Genomic DNA, 16,346 nt, shown 5'->3' with positions numbered 1-16,346 from the left:
ATAAAGGAACCTGGGACGGGAAAATGCAGCTTAAGAAAGGAAAAATGCCAGATGGAACGAGAAAATCAGGAGTACATAAGCATTGTGAATGCAACGGAAAACAACTTGAAACATGTGTCGTTGAAAATTCCGAAAAAGAAAATCACGGTTTTTACCGGTGTGTCCGGTTCGGGCAAATCATCGCTCTGCCTTGATACGATTGCGGCAGAGTCGCGGCGGGAGCTGAATGTGACATTTCCAAGTTTTGTCCAGCAGTTTCTGCCGAAATATGGTCGTCCGGAGGTTGAGCGCATGGAGAATCTTCCGGTCACGATCGTGATCGATCAGAAAAAGCCGGTGGCAAACTCCCGCTCAACGGTCGGCACATACACCGATATATATGCGCTGCTGCGCCTGCTCTTCTCACGTGTGGGCAAACCGTTTGTCGGCTATTCGGACAGCTTTTCCTTCAACCATCCGAGCGGCAAGTGTGAGCGCTGTGAGGGCCTGGGTGTTGTGACGGAGCTGGACATCCACAAGCTGGTGGATTTTGATAAATGCCTAAACGATGAGGGCGTTATCCAGTGGCCGGCGTTCACGACCGGTGCATGGCGGTGGAAGCGGTACGCGTACAGCGGTCTGTTTGATTTGGACAAGAAGATCAAGGATTATTCGAAGGAGGAGATGGATTTATTTCTCTATTCGCCGCAGATCCGCCTGAAAAACCCGCCGGCAAACTGGCCGAAATCCGCGAAGTATGAGGGCATTTATCCGCGTATGTACCGCAGTATCATTACATCTAAGGAAGGACAGCTTCATAAGAAAGAGCTGGATCGCATTGTCAGCACCTTTACGTGTCCGGAGTGCCACGGGGCGAGGCTGAATGCGAAGATCCGGAGCTGCCTGATTAACGGAAAAAATATCTGCGAGGTTTCGGATATGCCGATCCCGGAGGCGGCAGAGTTTATCCGCCAGATCGATGATCCGCTGGCGCGCGATATCAAGACCGAGATCCTGAAGCGGATGAATGCGCTGATTGAGATCGGACTCAGCTATCTTTCTTTAAGCCGTGGAACAGACACTCTCTCCGGCGGCGAGGCGCAGCGTATCAAGATCGCGCGTTACATCAATTCTCCGCTTACCGATATGATGTATGTGCTTGATGAGCCAAGCGTCGGACTGCATTCGCGCGATATCCAGAATCTTAAAAATTCGCTGATCAAGCTGAAAGAGCACGGAAATACCGTGATGATTGTGGAACACCACCGGGAAGTCATTGCGCTGGCGGATCACATTGTGGATATGGGACCGGAAGCGGGCATAAACGGTGGACAGATCATGTATCAGGGAAGCTACGAGAACCTTTTGAAAGCGGACACTGTGACCGGGCGGATGCTGCGGACGAAAACGCCGATGAAGATGGAGTACCGCAAGCCGACCGGATGGTATCAGGTCGAGCACGCGAAGCTTCATAACTTAAAAGATCTGAGCATAAAGCTGCCGCTTGGCGTGATGACGGTCATCGCCGGTGTGGCTGGTTCGGGAAAAAGCTCCCTGATGGAATATTTTACGAGCCAGTATCCAGGCGAGGTGATCTCGATCCGGCAGAAGGATATCGGTATCAATTTGCGTTCAACCCCGGCGACGTATCTGGATATCGCGGATGCGATCCGGGCGCTTTTTGCGAAAGCGAACCATGTCGCACAGGCATATTTCAGTTTCAATTCCAAGGGCGCCTGCCCGGCGTGTCAGGGTAAAGGTGTGATTATATCGGATATGGCATATATGGACTCGATTGAGACGGTTTGCGAGGTCTGCCACGGAACGCGGTATTCGGAGGAAGTGCTGCACTATCAGTACAAGGGAAAAAATATTGCGGAAGTCATGGATATGACCGTCCGTCAGGCGATCCAGTTCTTTGAGGCTGAGGATTTTGTGAAGAAACTCGATACGCTGGTACAGGTCGGACTCGGTTACCTGCACCTGAATCAGTCGATGACGACGCTTTCCGGCGGCGAGCTGCAGCGTGTGAAGCTGGCGAGCAAGCTGGATGAGCGGGGACAGATATTCATTCTGGATGAGCCGACCGACGGGCTGCATCTCGACGATATCCGCCGTCTGATGAAGCTTTTCAACCGGATGACCGATCAGGGCAATACGCTGTTTATCATCGAGCACAGCCTGGATGTGATGAAGGACGCCGACTATATCGTGGAGCTCGGACCGGGCGGCGGACTCGCAGGCGGCGACCTGCTCTTTGCCGGGACACCGAAGGAGATGCTGGAAGCGGAGCGGAGTGTGACGCGGGAGTATCTGCGGGAGAGCTTATAAATAAAGAAAAATATCCCGAATGCATCGGAAAGTGCATTCGGGATATTTTTAACAACACTTAATCAATTCGTTCAAATACCATGGTAGCTTGAATTTTATCGCCGCCAAGAAAACCCTTAGAGCCAGAAGATGTTGTTGAGATCGTGTGAAGCCGGTATCCTTTGGCCGCTTGTTTATTAATTTCTGATTGCAGATTAGTAAGACTTGCTGTGCCTGAACCAGTGCCAAGTAGTTTTTCTGTTAAAACAACCTGTAAAACAACATATTTGTCCCCATTATTTCCTGCAGCTTTTCCTGCAACATCATCCCATGCCATAATGCTACTCCTCCTTTGCATATTTAAACTGACTTAATGATATCACAATTATATTTCCCTGGAAAGATATTTCTTCGCATCCTTAAAAAACGCCGCCACGATCAGGAGAATGATAAACGCGATCGGAAATGCTGCAATGATGGACACGGTCTGCAGGTTTGCCATTGAATTATCACTGAAAATGAGGACCATCGGCAGTAGAATCAGGCTCAGGGACCAGAAGGTTTTGATCGCCATGTGCGGTTCGTCCTCGCTTGTCAGGTTCTTGTAGGAGTAGGCGGAGGCAACCAGTACGATCGCGTCAAAGCTGGTGGCATAGAAGGCGATCATCGCCGCCGCGAGCAGAACGAGAACCATCGGGGCGAGCGGAAGCGTGCGGATGATGGCAGTGATTGTGGAATAGAGGTCGCCACTGGCGGCATAAAGCCCCATGACATCCAGTTTTCCGAACACCTGGAGTCCCAGGCTGTAGTTTCCGAGGATAATAAAGCTCACAAACGTGCCGCCAAGCCCGAACACGTAGCCGCCGAGGATTGTCTGCCGGATCGTACGTCCACGAGAGATGGTTCCGATGAAGAACGGGGCAGCGACGCACCAGACCATCCAGTATGCCCAGTAGAACATTGTCCATGTCTGCGGAAATGAGGTGGTGCGCTGTGGGTCGGTGTAGGTGGAGAGTCCGATAAAGTTCTGTACCAGATTTCCGATGGAGGAAAAGCCGGTTTCGATGATATAGCGAGCTTCACCGCCAAACAGCAGCACATACGCCAGAAGAGCGAAGAAGAGGTAGACGCAGGACGCCGCGAGCTTCTGGATGCCCTTCATGCCACGCACGACGGAAACGGTATATACCAGGCAGGTGACTGCCAGAATCGCGATGGTGATGAGGCGGGTGTCGCCGAATCCGAAGAGTTCGGAGACGATCTGGCTCATCAGAGGGGTCGCCAGCGTAAAAGTCGTGGTTGTGCCGGCCAGCAGTGCGAAGACCGCCATCAGATCAATCAGGGTTCCGGCAAGCCCGTCTGTGTGTTTTCCGAGGATCGGGCGGCAGGCTTCGGAGTATTTCTGTTTATGGCAGCCGCGCACATGAAGCATGAAGCCAAAGGCAGCGGCGAGCACGACATAGAAGCCCCACGGGATCGGACCCCAGTGAAAGAGCGGGTATGTGCTCGCCCAGTCCTGAATACTGCCCATTTCTGCCAGATGCGGGTCATTGGCGTAGAGAACCCACTCACACAGGGAGTAAAAGAGAATGTCCGCCGCAAGTCCGGAGGTAAACATCATCGAACCCCAGGCAAAATTGGAATAGAGCGGCTTCTCATCTGGTTTTCCGAGCCGGATGGTTCCGTAGCGGGAAAAGGCGATGTAGATTGACAGAAGAAAAATGCCGAGTCCGATGGCAAGGTAGCCGACACCGAAGTTTTCCCCGAGAAAGCTCCGGAGATTTTCCAACACTGCCTTGGATGCATCTGGCGCAGCCAGAAAGCAGAGACAGAGTATTATAATAAGAAGAAATGGGACGACCATCGTGGTCCAGTCCAGGCGTTTTGGCTCTGGCGCTGTTTGGAATTGTGGATTTTGCATGGGAAACCTCCTTTTAAATCATTTGTAAAAATGAGGATTTTTGCAAATGGTTCATGTTCATTTTTTGATAAATAAATTAAATATTGAACACATTATAGCATTGGGTGGAAAAAAAATCAATGAAAAATTTGGGAAAAAATAGAGAAACAAGGAAATAGATGGAAAAATGTATGGGAGGCGGCAATGGAAAAAACCTGCCGCCTCCCTACTGCTCAATCTGCACATCAAACCCCAGTCCGCGCAGCATATTCGCATAATTCTCCATATCCTGGCCGGAGAAGGTCTGCTCGCGGGCAAGCGTCGGAGATTGCATGTATTTTTCATATTTAATGATCCCCAGATTTGAATAGGAGAGCAGAATTACATGTCTGATGTGGTGCTCAGACAAAAGGTGGGCATACCTGCGGGCATCGATGAGCGTGTCGTTGATGCCGGGGGTAATGGTAATGCGGACCGCCACTTTTTTTCCGATAGAGACGGCAAAGTCCAGATTTTCCAGAATCGAATGATTTGAGACGCCGGTGACTGGACATATTTCTTTTCAGAATAATGTTTTAAATCGATGATAATCATGTCTGCGTTGGCGATGAAGCGGGAAAAGGCCAGCGGTTTGGCGAAAGCGGTCGTCTCAATCGCGGTGCGGATGCCGTGTTCTTTACATTTTTTCAGGACAGCGGTGGCTGCTTCCGGCTGCATCAGCGGATCGCCGCCGGAGAGAATGACGCCGCCATTTCCATAGAGCTCCCGGTCGGCAAGAATTTTTTCCATGATTTCATCCATATTCATCATCTGACCGACGAAATGAAGCATTCGGGACGGACAGTGATCCGTACAGGCACGGCAGAATGTACAGGTGTCCGGGGTAAAGGTGAGACGGTTGTCTGAAAATGCCAGACTTCCGGTGGGACATTCGCTGACACAGAGATTGCAGTAGAGACAGTGCTTGCTGTCCCAGAGAATCCGGGTCGGGCGCTCATGCGCCTGCGGTGTTGAACACCAGACACAGCGCAGGGGGCATCCTTTAAAATAAATCGTAGTCCGCAGCCCGGAACCGTCAGCCAATTCATTTCGTTTGATCTTAAATATATTCGCCTGCATGAATACAATACTCCTGAAAATCCTTCTGATATTTATAAAACACGATAAGGCATTGAGAATTCCGGCACGGGATGGCACCGGAATTTCCGAATGGATTCGTAATACATCTGAATGCAAAATACAGGCTAACTATAGCATAAAGAAGATAAAAAGTAAATGAGACAGTTTCTCCAATTTGCTGCTTGATTTTTTTACAAAGATTTGACAAAAAAGCGGAAATAAATTTTACAAAAAAGCGCTATAATAAAACAGGTTCGAGAGAGAATATGTGTGAACGCTGCGAAAGAGCAGGTTATACAGCGGCAGATTTGCCAACTGGCACATATCGAAAAAGAAACCACGAAGGAATACCGCGAGAGATCGGGCGGCTGGCTTAAAATGAAGCGCGAAAACAGCTGCAGGAAAAAGATGGAAGATGGCGGGGAAGATATGGAATTGAAATATGAACTCTGGAAAGAGAGTATAGTTCAAGAGAAAGTTATATGTGAATGTAGGAAGCGTCTGTCGGGATATCGGCGGGCGGTTTTTTGTGTAATAGGAAATTCCTTGGAATCCCCTATTACACAAAAAGGCACTAACGTGAAATTACAGTATTATACATAATTTCTATACACAAAAGAGGTATTTGTTTATGTTATGAGCACAGGCTTACAACACTTATTAATAAGAATTAATATAAGGTACTTTTAACGAAAAATTCACGGAAAATCACGCTTACAACGTGAAAAACACGGTTGTATTTAGGAAATAAACTTGTTATAATGAGTGGCTGAAATGGAAAATGTAAAACAAAAAAGAAAAAAGTTGGGAGGTTACGAAGGTGAAAAGATTGAGTGCGTTTTGCGCGAGCCTGGGATTATTTTTGATGGCAAATCCGATGACGGCTCTGGCAGCAGAACAGGAAGGCGGTGCATCGGCATCCTCTGTGCCGCTCTGGATGTGTATTCCATTTGCGGGACTGCTTCTCTGTATTGCGATTCTGCCGCTTGTGAAGGCAGAATGGTGGGAAGAGCACCAGCCTCATGCGGTTGCTCTTTGGTCAATTCTTTTTATCATTCCGTTTGCGATGCGTTACAGTGCGGGGACAGCACTGGAAACGGTTCTGGAATGCCTGGTCAATGACTATTTGACCTTTATTATTTTGTTATTTGGACTTTTCTGCGTTGCCGGTAATATCACGATGTCCGGTGACCTGGCAGGTTCTCCGCGTGTCAATGTAGGACTACTGGCACTGGGAACCCTGCTTTCAAGCTGGATCGGTACGACCGGTGCCAGTATGCTGATGATTCGTCCGGTTGTCAAGATGAATGCATGGAGAAAGAAGAAACGTCATATCATTATCTTCTTTATTTTCCTTGTATCCAACATCGGCGGATGTCTGACCCCGATCGGTGACCCGCCTCTGCTGATGGGCTTCATGCGCGGCGTACCGTTCTTCTGGAGCTTACATCTGGCGCCGATCTTATTCTTCAATATGCTGGTGCTGCTGACAATCTTCTATTTTATTGATAAGAGGGCATATCGTCAGGATATCGCGAGCGGTCTGAAACCGGATATCAGCAAACCGGGTACCGAAGTAAAGCTGCGCGGCGCGCACAACCTGATTTTCCTGGTTATGATCGTGGCAGCCGTTATTTTAAGCGGTACCTTACCGTCCATGCCGCAGTTCCAGGATGCAGCCGGAAAGGTGCTTGGCATCCATCTGTTTGGAGAGGTAGAATTAAGCTATCCGGCCATCATTGAGATTGTGATCATTCTGGTGGCGGCCTTCCTGTCCTTCAAGACCACGAAGGTTGAGATCCGCCGTGAGAACCACTTTACCTGGGGCGCGATTCAGGAGGTTGCGGTTCTGTTTATCGGTATTTTCATCACGATGCAGCCAGCCCTGATGATTCTGAAAGCAAATGGCGCGAATCTGGGCATCTCCGAGCCGTTTGAAATGTTCTGGGCGACCGGTCTGCTGTCCAGCTTCCTGGATAACACGCCGACCTATCTGGTATTTTTAACAACGGCAGGTGCGCTTGGATTTACGGAGGGCATGGTGACGACGTTAGGAACGGTTCCGATCAAGATGCTGATGGCGATCTCCTGTGGTGCGGTATTTATGGGTGCGAACACCTACATCGGAAATGCACCGAACTTCATGGTTAAGTCGATTGCGGATGAAAACGGTGTGCGTATGCCGTCCTTCTTCGGATATCTGCTCTGGTCGTTCGGTATTCTGGTTCCGGTCTTTGCACTTGATATGCTGTTATTCTTTTTATAGGGGGTGAGTGACGATGAGCAACAATCAGGAACATACCAATACAGATAATATGGAAAATCAGACGCAGCAGGCGCTTGAAAAGGACAGCGCCCAGTATGCGAATGAAGTAACGGGTGCGGAAAATGCAGCCGAAAAGGATTCAGCAGGGAAGAAGCCGGGCAGCACGGTGCCTGGAAGAGATGAAAAACGAATCCGTGAACTGGCGGAGAGTATTTACGATCTGGATGCGGAGGTTTATGCACAGTTAGGTTCTTCTCTGGGACGTGTTTTCAATCGTGACCGGAAGCGCTGCGTGGATGAGCTGACTCATCTGATGCTGACACGCCCGCAGGGTAACCTGGTTCGAAGTGAGATTGCCCTGATCGGAAACATGGCGCGTACCATCGAGAATAAGGAAGAGCGGAAGCTCGTCATGACCGAGTACAACCGGATTCTGACCGAAGTCATGAGTCTGCCGACCAGTTTCGCGAGCGGCGACGTTATCAACGCAGAGCTGGCGAAGCTGAATACATTTAACCTGAAAAACCGTTTCTCCGAAAATGACCACCTGATCGTATGTATCAGCTGGACCTACGGAAGCGGCGGTGTAAATATCGGATTTAAGCTGGCAGATAAGCTGAAAATCAATTTCTACGACGCGGAGATCTTTGAAGCGGTTCTGAAACGTCTCGAGGCTCAGAAGGATTCTATACAGGATTCTGTCAGCTACGGAATCAAGCCGGGAATCAAGAAAGAGCCGGCGCACGATCAGGATGCCAATGTAAACCCGAGTGAGGCATTCATCCCGGAGCGCCATCTGACCCTGCGCCAGCGCATGCGCGAGTTCAGCCGTTTCCATGGACTGCCGAAGCGTGATGCGGTCTTCTTCAACGAGAGCGACCTTCTGGTTGACATGGCGAAGAAGGAAGATTTTGTTATTCTGGGACGATGCGGAGATGCCATCATGGCAAATAACAACATCCCGCATATCAGTATCTACATCACGGCGCCGTTTGAGCAGCGTATCAAACGTGCGATGGAGATTGACAGTTCCCTGACGGTCAAGCAGGCACGCCATATGTTAAAGCATCTGGATCATGTCCACAGCCAGTACTATCATTACTATACAAACCGAAACTGGGGACATTCCAACAATTATGATCTCTGTATCAACAGTGCCAGCTACGGTATCGATGGAACCGTGGATTTCATCTATCGGATGATCACGGCGCGGGAAGAGGATAAATAAGAGAACGGCTGAAGATGATGGGAGTCAGCGAAAGACAACAGACGCTGCCCCCAGATTCTTCGGTCGTTTTTTTACATTTATAGTTTACTGCCAATAGGATGTATAACTAAAAAGATTCAGAATTTTTGCAGCGGAATACTTGCAAATTTGAGGGAAAGCCAGTATACTAGGTACCATATCACAGGGAAGTCCTTCGAAAGCGGGAGATTGGAAGAGGCATCCTTCTCGAAAGGAGAAATAAATTATGGAAGAAAGAATTATGCGCCGCGTAGCGGATTCAGCTGTTATCCAGACACAGCTTGTATTAAATAGTCACTTAAATGGTGCTGGTCGTTTGTTTGGCGGTCAGCTGATGGAATGGATCGACGTTGTAGCGACCGTTGTTGCGCGCCGCCACGCGCACTGCAATCCGACAACTGCATCGGTTGATAACCTGCAGTTCAAAGAGGCAGTCCACCTGAACAATACCCTGATTATCGAGGGTAAGCTGACTTACGTTGGAAGAACCTCCATGGAAGTGCGTGTCGATACATTCGTAGAGTCTTTAAGCGGCGCACGTAAACTGGTTAATACCGCTTATGTGGTTATGGTAGCGCTGGATGAAAACGAGCATCCGATGGAAGTTCCGGGACTGCTTGTCGAGACCGATGAGGAGAAGGCAGAGTGGGAAGCTGGCGTGAAGAGAAACGACTTGCGGAAACACCGCCGTGCGGAGAACTACTAATCGGCAGTGTTTTTGTTTGGGAAAGGGAATTTGCATAAACCGGAAACCGATGTAATAAGATGTAAAAAACGTTCTCAGGGGAACTCCCATGAAGGAATATATCGAGGAACGGGCGGTTGCGATCGCTAATTACATCATAGACTACAATGCGACAGTGCGGCAGGCGGCCCGGAAATTTGGGATCAGTAAATCTACCGTGCATAAAGATGTGGCCGAGCGCCTTTCCCATATCAATCCGCCGCTTGCATCCCGGGCGCGTGTGGTACTGGACATCAACAAAGCGGAACGCCATATCCGGGGCGGGATGGCGACGAAAGAAAAATATGAGCATGAGCACCAGCTGCGCGCGTGCAGCCGGGACGAGAAATAGAAAAGCTGGTAAAATTGAAGCTGAAAGCAGAAAAAGGGGCATTCCGCCTGGACGGGCGGAGTGCCATTTTTTCTGCTTCATTGCAAACTATTTCAAAATATGCTATAGTAGCTTCGATTCATAAAGCTATATGTCAGCCAGATTCAGGCATATGGCAGCGTAGGAGGAACGGGAAAATTCTGAATTGAAAGATAAAAAACAAAGAGGAAGAATGGATAGATGGAACCAAGACAGGCAATCCTGGTAGTCAGCTTCGGGACAAGCTACAATGACAGCCGAGAAAAGACGATCGGAGCGGTTGAGCGTGCAGTGGCGGAGGCATTTCCGGCATATGAGGTGCGCCGGGCATTTACCAGCCAGAGGATCATTGATAAATTGAAAAAGCGGGATCAACGGTCGATCGACAATTTGAAGGAGGCACTTGACCGGGCAGCAGCCGATGGGATTAAAAGTCTGATTGTGCAGCCGACCCATCTGATGGATGGATTTGAATACATGGATGTAAAAGCGGAAGTGGAAGCGAATCAGGGGCGTTTTGAACGGTTGGCGCTGGGAGCACCGCTTCTTGCCAGTGAAGCGGATCTGGATGCGGTGATCCGGGCGATGGCAGGAGAATTGGGCGGATATGACGATGGAAAAACGGCACTCTGCCTGATGGGGCATGGGACGGACGCGGCTTCCAATCAGGTGTATCAGAAGATGCAGGATAGGATGATCGCGGGCGGCTATGCAAATTATTACATCGGAACCGTGGAGGCGCAGCCGGATTTACAGGCGGTGATCGAGAAATTGGGCGCGCAGAAACACTATCAGAGGGCAGTACTGCAGCCGCTCATGGTGGTTGCAGGCGACCATGCGAATCAGGATATGGCAGGTGAAGAGGAGGATTCCTGGAAGAGCCGCCTGGAACGCGCCGGATACCAGGTGGAATGCCGCATCCGGGGACTGGGAGAGGTTGAGGCGATCCGGAAGCTGTATGTGGCGCACGTGAGAGAGGCAGAGTGGGAAAAATGAAGAAAATAGGATGGATAACGGGAAAGAAAAGGTTACTTAGGATGGCAGGGCTGTCGCTTATGGGGGTGCTGCTCTTGAGTGGCTGTGGAAATACGGGAAAGAGTGCGGTGGCGGCAGCGTCGTCTACATCCGCCAGTGAGATATCCAATGAGGCGGGTAAAGGTACGAAAGTGTCCCAGCCGGCAGAAAACGTGGATGCACAGGTGGCGGAGGCATCACTTCCACAGCCGGGTGAGGCGATCAGTGCGTCCCTGGCCTGGAAATCGCGGATGGAGCTTGCCTATGCGACCCAGTTTGCGGTCGATACCTATGAGGATGCGGACGGGATGCAGTACGAAGCAGTTTCGGTTGCGGATGGAAGCCGTTTTCTTCTGATTCCAGAGGGCGGAAAGGTGCCGGAAGATCTTCCGGATTCGATCCAGGTGCTTAAGCGCCCGGTCAAACAGATTTATCTGGTAGCGACCGCGACCATGGATATGTTCCGGATGCTGGGAGCGCTCCCGGATATCCGGTTTTCGGGAACCGATGCGTCGGGCTGGTACATCCCGGAGGCAAAGGAGGCGATGGAGAATGGGTCAATTCTCTACGCAGGCAAGTACAGCGAACCGGATTATGAGCGGATTGTCTCGGAGGGCTGCGGTCTGGCAATAGAAAATACGATGATTCTCCATTCGCCGGAGGTAAAAGAAAAGCTGGAAAGTTTCGGAATCCCGGTGCTTGTGGATCATTCCAGCTACGAAGCACATCCGCTGGGGCGGACGGAATGGATCCGCCTGTATGGAGTGCTGACCGGTAAAGAAAAAGAGGCGGAAGCGGCATTTGCAAAGCAGGAAGCAGCTTTGCAGCGTGTTACAGAAGAAGGTTCGGATGCGGAGAACGCAGGCGGGAGCGTAAAAACAGAACAGACGGCACAGGCGGAAAAGCCGTCGGCGGCATTTTTCTATATTACGAACCAGGGCAGCGTGAACGTGCGCCGTTCCTCTGATTATATACCGAAAATGATAGAATTAGCGGGCGGCAGATACATATTCGGGCATCTGGGGGATGACGGAAAGAGGTCTTCGACCGTCAATATGCAGATGGAAGAATTTTATGCAGCTGCGAAAGAATCCGATTATCTGATTTATAACAGTACAATCGACGGGGAGATTCACTCAATTTCGGAGCTTTTGGCAAAAGCGCCGGTTCTCAAGGATTTCAAGGCGGTACAGGCGGGAAATGTCTGGTGTACGACGAAGAATCTCTATCAGGAATCTATGTCAGTTGGAGCGATGCTGGAAGATATCCATGCGATTTTCAGCGGAAGCCAGGAAGATGGGACATATCTGTATAAATTGCAGTCGTGAGGATGGAAAGTGTAATAAAGATAGATAGGAGAAACGATGCGTTCAGTATCAGAAGCAAACAGACAAAAACAGGAAAAAAAACAAAGAAACCTGGCGCAGGCAGGCAGACAGGTGCGGATCGCAGGCGCATTTCTGCTTCTGATTATGCTGCTGCTCCTGTCGCTTATCTGGAGTGTCTGTTCAGGCAGTGTATCGGTTCCGATCATGGAATTTTTACAGGAACTGCGGGAGCCTAAGCTGCGTGGAATGGCGTGGACGATCATCTGGGAGATCCGTCTGCCGCGCGCGCTGGCGGCGCTGATCCTTGGCGGGGCGCTGGCACTGTCAGGGTATCTGTTACAGACCTTTTTCCACAATCCGATCGCGGGTCCCTTTGTGCTGGGAATTTCTTCTGGTTCAAAGCTTTTGGTAGCACTTGTGATGGTCGGATTTCTGGAATGGAATATTACGATCAATTCGGGGATGCTGGTGGCAGCGGCATTTGCCGGAGCGCTTCTCTCTATGCTGTTTGTGCTCCTGGTCGCGCGGAAAATGGAACAGATGGCAATGCTGATCGTCGGGGGCGTGATGATCGGCTATATTTGCTCGGCAATCACGGATTTTGTTGTGACCTTCGCCAGCGATGCGGATATTGTCAACCTGCATAACTGGTCGCGCGGAAGTTTTTCTGGTATGACCTGGGAAAATGTGGCAGTCATGGCGGGCGTGACCTTTGTCTCAGCGGCAGCGGTGTTTCTGTTATCCAAACCGATCGGCGCATACCAGATGGGGGAGACGTATGCGAAAAGCATGGGAGTCAATGTCGCACATCTGCGTTTCTTTATGGTGATTTTGTCCAGCATCTTATCTGGCTGCGTAGCGGCATTTGCCGGTCCGGTTTCCTTTGTTGGAATCGCGGTTCCGCATCTGATCCGCTGGCTGTTTGCCGATACAAGACCGCTGGTGCTGATTCCGGGCTGTTTCCTGGGCGGAAGCGTGTTCTGCCTGTTCAGCGACTGGCTGGCGCGGACGGTCTTTGCCCCGACGGAATTGAGCATCAGCACGGTAACAGCTGTCTTCGGTGCGCCGGTCGTGATTTTTGTGATGATGCGGAAACATCGAAAGAGCACCTGAAGCATAGAGCAGCGGAGGAGAAAATACCATGAATCCAGAAAATGAGGAGAAGATCTACTTTTATACAGAGGACTTACAGGTTGGATACGGTGGAAAACAGATCTTAAATCCAGTCCGGATCGGGATAAAGAAGGGTGAGATCCTGACTTTAGTCGGACCGAATGGAGCCGGAAAATCGACCATTTTAAAGAGTGTCGCCGCGCAGCTTCCCCCTCTGGGAGGCGCGGTTTACCTGGACGGCGCGGACCTTCTGGGAATGAAGGGAACGGAGCGCGCACGGAGGATGGCGGTCATGTTTACGGAAAAGGTTCATGCAGAGTGGATGACCTGCCGGGATGTTGTGGCAGCCGGGCGTTATCCGTACACGGGGCGGTTTGGTGTCCTCTCGGAGGAGGACTGGAAGGCAGTTGATGAGGCGATGGAGGCAGTGCAGGTATCAGAGCTTCGGGAGCGGGACTTCCAGACGCTCAGCGACGGTCAGCGGCAGCGGGTGATGCTGGCGCGGGCGCTCTGTCAGGAGCCGGAACTGCTGCTTCTCGATGAGCCGACTTCCTATCTGGATATCCGTTATAAGCTGGAATTTATGTCGGTCTTGCAGGAGCTGGCGCGCCGCAAGAAGGTGGCAGTCATTTTATCCATTCATGAACTTGATCTGGCGGAGCGCGTCTCTGACTGGGTGCTGTGCGTCAGCCCGGGGCAGGAAAGCCGGTTTGGACGCCCGGAAGAGATGCTGACTCCAGAACATCTTTCCGAGCTTTTCCAGGTCGAGGAAGGGCGCTTCCGTCAGACAGGCGGCAGTATGGAGCTTCCGCGTCCGGAGGGGGCACCAGAGGTGTTTGTGCTGGCAGGAGGAGGAAGCGGGCGCGCTGTCTTCTGGCAGCTTCAGAGAGCTGGAACCACGTTTGCGGCAGGGATCGTATCGGAAGCCGACTTAGATTATCCGGCGGCTTGTACATTGGCGTCCAGATTGATTGCAGTCCCCGCATTTGAAGAAATATCAGAGGAAAAGGAACAAGAAGCCAGAGAATGTCTGGATGCGTGCCAGTGCGTGATTGCGTGCCGCAGGCAGTATGGGGGCTGGGCGGCGGCGAACGACCGGTTGCTGGCGTATGCCAGGGAAAAAGGAAAAAAGATTGAATATCACAACCTTCCGCTTCATAAAATGCAGTAAATCAAAGCATTTTGCCGCGTGGCTGCGTGCAGGGGAGCGGGAGGTTTTTTATTTGATGAAAAGTAAGAAAAGCAGGAAAAAATGGCTTCTAAGCCTTATGGTTGTGATGGGAATCTTTCTGGCGGGGGTCTATGCGGTTGCATGCGGCGGTGAAAAACAGGCAGAAAAATTGCGGGATCTGGAATTTGCCGTCATAGGTCCCGATGAGACGCCGCAGGAGCTGGCGCAGATCATAGAAGAAAAGAAGAACGATTCCTTCCGCCTGACTTACACAAGCGGAAATGACCTCTACATAGCTGCCGGGTACGGCAAGCAGGAGACCGGCGGTTACAGCATTACGGTTCCGGAGTTGTACCTGACGGACAATTCGATCATCGTCAAGACCGAGTTAAAAGGACCGGAGAGAAGCGAGCCGACCGGGGAAGAGCCGTCGTATCCGTATATTGTGCTGCGGACGGAACTGCTGGAGGAACCAGTGGTATTCCAGTAGTTTCCTATGAAACAAAAAAACAGGAACCGGCGAGAGTATCATCCGGTTCCTGTCTTTATGCAGTTTCTGCAGAACGATTTCCGCAGGATTTCCTATATGAGTATAAGACTGGTTTCCTGATTACAGGGAAAGAGCCTCTTTTACCTTGGAAATGATGTGAAGTCCGATGTCTCTGGAAGCATCTACGGACTGAGCGCCGATGTGCGGGGAAACGATGAAGTTGTCGCACTCGAACAGCGGGCTTGCGAATGTATCATCACCTGTCAGACCGCTGCCAGCCAGCTCGTTCTCCATAACGTCTGCTGCGTAGCCGCCGATCTTGCCAGCTTTCAGAGCCTCGTACATGTCTTTCTCGTTTACGATACCACCACGGCTCATGTTCAGAACAACTGCATCATCCTTCATCTCAGCGATGGACTTAGCGTTGAACAGATCCTTTGTCTCTGGTGTCAGCGGTACGTGGATAGATACGAAATCAGCTACCTTTAACATCTCGTCTACGGACATGCCAGTTGCATGCTCTTTCTCGAAATCTTCCGGTTTCAGGAATGGATCGTAAGCAACGACAGTCATACCAAATGCACGACCAAGTTCGCCGACTCTCTTACCGATACGACCGAAGCCCATAACACCCAGAGTCTTGCCGCGAAGCTCACGACCTTCGAATTTATATTTGTTCCACTCGTGTTTTACTTTTACATCGTAGTTAGCTGTGAAAGTACCACGGGAGATATCTAACATCTTGGAAATGGTCAGCTCTGCAACTGCGTTAGCGTTTAAGCCCGGTGCGTTGAAGATCTGGATTCCTTTGGATTTTGCATAGTCCATATCAATGTGGTTCAGACCAACGGAGCAAACGCCGATAACCTTCAGGTTCTTAGCAGCGTCGATGATCTCCTGATCGATCTTCGGATCTACACGCATGATCAGAACGTCTACGTCACCGATTTCAGCTAATAACTGATCCTTGGTGGACGGCAGATTCTCTGCAGTTTTAACTTCCATGTATTTGCTGAGTTCTTCAGCAATACCAGCGTATACTTTGTCAATGATAAGACACTTCATAGTTTAATTTCCTCCGCTCTTATTTTGTAAAATGTACCTATATGCAAGTATACCTAAAATCTGCTGTCCAGTCAAGTCATTTTGCCGTACCAAACAGAAAGTCGTATTCGATTTTTTGTATAACACTTATAAGTAAATGATGGATAAAAAGGTGTTTTTGTAGAAAATGCCGCGGGAGCGATTTATAAATTGTATTTTGAGATAGGGCAGACTATAATAAAGGTACAATGCAGTTCAAAGTCCGGTTCCGG

The 16,346-nt window shown here is 50.3% G+C and carries 15 protein-coding genes; 11 read left to right on the top strand and 4 right to left on the bottom strand.

The window, feature by feature from the left end; translation table 11 throughout:
• The first annotated feature begins 51 nt into the window (after positions 1 to 51).
• Positions 52 to 2,310: an ATP-binding cassette domain-containing protein gene (locus DWZ16_RS05840; protein WP_118522447.1), complete on the top strand. Its 2,259-nt coding sequence runs from the start codon at positions 52 to 54 to the stop codon at positions 2,308 to 2,310.
• Positions 2,311 to 2,368: 58 nt separating this feature from the next.
• Here DWZ16_RS05840 and DWZ16_RS05835 read toward each other — a convergent pair whose 3' ends face one another.
• From DWZ16_RS05835 to DWZ16_RS05825, 3 genes are all read right to left on the bottom strand, one after another.
• Positions 2,369 to 2,626 (bottom strand): DUF4177 domain-containing protein, encoded by a 258-nt coding sequence (locus DWZ16_RS05835; protein ID WP_022360320.1) that lies wholly within the window; start codon positions 2,624 to 2,626, stop codon positions 2,369 to 2,371.
• Between the two features lie 48 nt (positions 2,627 to 2,674).
• Positions 2,675 to 4,210, bottom strand: a complete 1,536-nt coding sequence (locus tag DWZ16_RS05830; protein WP_118522446.1) for a BCCT family transporter — start codon at positions 4,208 to 4,210, stop codon at positions 2,675 to 2,677.
• A 360-nt stretch (positions 4,211 to 4,570) separates the two neighbouring features.
• Positions 4,571 to 5,308, bottom strand: coding sequence for a glycyl-radical enzyme activating protein (locus DWZ16_RS05825; RefSeq protein WP_118522445.1), 738 nt, complete (start codon positions 5,306 to 5,308; stop codon positions 4,571 to 4,573).
• Between the two features lie 270 nt (positions 5,309 to 5,578).
• On the opposite strand from DWZ16_RS05825, the gene DWZ16_RS05820 reads away from it, so the two are divergent.
• From DWZ16_RS05820 to DWZ16_RS05775, 10 genes are all read left to right on the top strand, one after another.
• Complete coding sequence (locus DWZ16_RS05820; protein WP_118472607.1) at positions 5,579 to 5,911, top strand: hypothetical protein; 333 nt, start codon at positions 5,579 to 5,581, stop codon at positions 5,909 to 5,911.
• Between the two features lie 217 nt (positions 5,912 to 6,128).
• Entirely contained in the window at positions 6,129 to 7,574 is a 1,446-nt protein-coding gene (locus DWZ16_RS05815; protein ID WP_227589679.1) for a sodium:proton antiporter, read from the top strand.
• A gap of 13 nt (positions 7,575 to 7,587) precedes the next feature.
• On the top strand, positions 7,588 to 8,802 hold the full coding sequence (locus DWZ16_RS05810) for an AAA family ATPase (protein ID WP_022360314.1): 1,215 nt from the start codon (positions 7,588 to 7,590) through the stop codon (positions 8,800 to 8,802).
• A gap of 244 nt (positions 8,803 to 9,046) precedes the next feature.
• Entirely contained in the window at positions 9,047 to 9,526 is a 480-nt protein-coding gene (locus DWZ16_RS05805) for an acyl-CoA thioesterase (protein WP_107001412.1), read from the top strand.
• An 88-nt stretch (positions 9,527 to 9,614) separates the two neighbouring features.
• On the top strand, positions 9,615 to 9,896 hold the full coding sequence (spoIIID, locus tag DWZ16_RS05800; RefSeq protein WP_117796058.1) for a sporulation transcriptional regulator SpoIIID: 282 nt from the start codon (positions 9,615 to 9,617) through the stop codon (positions 9,894 to 9,896).
• Between the two features lie 219 nt (positions 9,897 to 10,115).
• Positions 10,116 to 10,910 carry a sirohydrochlorin cobaltochelatase gene (locus tag DWZ16_RS05795; protein ID WP_118481931.1) on the top strand — a complete coding sequence of 265 codons (795 nt, stop codon included), beginning with the start codon at positions 10,116 to 10,118 and terminating at the stop codon, positions 10,908 to 10,910.
• On the top strand, positions 10,907 to 12,256 hold the full coding sequence (locus DWZ16_RS05790; protein WP_118522444.1) for an ABC transporter substrate-binding protein: 1,350 nt from the start codon (positions 10,907 to 10,909) through the stop codon (positions 12,254 to 12,256). The genes DWZ16_RS05795 and DWZ16_RS05790 overlap by 4 nt, the downstream gene beginning before the upstream one ends.
• Positions 12,257 to 12,292: 36 nt before the next feature.
• On the top strand, positions 12,293 to 13,369 hold the full coding sequence (locus DWZ16_RS05785; protein WP_181357239.1) for a FecCD family ABC transporter permease: 1,077 nt from the start codon (positions 12,293 to 12,295) through the stop codon (positions 13,367 to 13,369).
• Positions 13,370 to 13,397: 28 nt separating this feature from the next.
• Positions 13,398 to 14,540, top strand: coding sequence for an ABC transporter ATP-binding protein (locus DWZ16_RS05780; RefSeq protein WP_118468376.1), 1,143 nt, complete (start codon positions 13,398 to 13,400; stop codon positions 14,538 to 14,540).
• 55 nt (positions 14,541 to 14,595) lie between these two features.
• Entirely contained in the window at positions 14,596 to 15,030 is a 435-nt protein-coding gene (locus DWZ16_RS05775; RefSeq protein ID WP_107001425.1) for a protease complex subunit PrcB family protein, read from the top strand.
• 120 nt (positions 15,031 to 15,150) lie between these two features.
• Here the strand turns inward: DWZ16_RS05775 and DWZ16_RS05770 are convergent, their stop codons facing one another.
• Positions 15,151 to 16,095 carry a D-2-hydroxyacid dehydrogenase gene (locus tag DWZ16_RS05770; protein ID WP_022360306.1) on the bottom strand — a complete coding sequence of 315 codons (945 nt, stop codon included), beginning with the start codon at positions 16,093 to 16,095 and terminating at the stop codon, positions 15,151 to 15,153.
• Positions 16,096 to 16,346: the final 251 nt, after the last annotated feature.

The sequence above is a fragment of the Clostridium sp. AF29-8BH genome, assembly GCF_003478145.1.
In the GTDB taxonomy this organism is placed as follows: Bacteria; Bacillota; Clostridia; order Lachnospirales; family Lachnospiraceae; genus Otoolea; species Otoolea fessa.
This window is presented reverse-complemented; position numbering and strand designations above follow the sequence as displayed.